This window comes from Stenotrophomonas sp. CASM110 (genome assembly GCF_049384345.1).
GTDB classification, from domain to species: Bacteria; Pseudomonadota; Gammaproteobacteria; order Xanthomonadales; family Xanthomonadaceae; genus Stenotrophomonas; species Stenotrophomonas muris.
Map to the genome: position 1 here is coordinate 1 of NZ_JBMRGI010000061.1, position 380 is coordinate 380.

Annotated in this window: 2 rRNA genes; both read right to left on the bottom strand. The window is 57.9% G+C overall.

From position 1 onward, the window contains the following. Positions 1-9: 9 nt before the first annotated feature. A 5S ribosomal RNA gene (rrf, locus tag VG561_RS21195) occupies positions 10-124 on the bottom strand. Positions 125-257: 133 nt separating this feature from the next. Then, positions 258-372 (bottom strand): 5S ribosomal RNA (gene rrf, locus VG561_RS21200). Positions 373-380: the final 8 nt, after the last annotated feature.

A 380-nucleotide genomic window follows, 5' to 3' on the forward strand; every position in this document is an offset into this window, starting at 1 on the left:
GGGTGTAAACCCTGGCGATGACCTACTCTCGCATGGCTTGAGCCACACTACCATCGGCGCAGCTGCGTTTCACTTCCGAGTTCGGGATGGGATCGGGTGGTTCCACAGCGCTAATTTCACCAGGGAGACGGTTGCAGCAGCGCTTGCAGCGCCAGCTTCGCGATCTTGCCCTTGGGGCGGAAGGGACCCGGAAAATGCAGTGCCTTCACTTAATAAGAAAAACCCCGCTGCGTGAGCAGCGGGGTTTTGGGTATAAACCCTGGCGATGACCTACTCTCGCATGGCTTGAGCCACACTACCATCGGCGCAGCTGCGTTTCACTTCCGAGTTCGGGATGGGATCGGGTGGTTCCACAGCGCTAATTTCACCAGGGAGGCTTT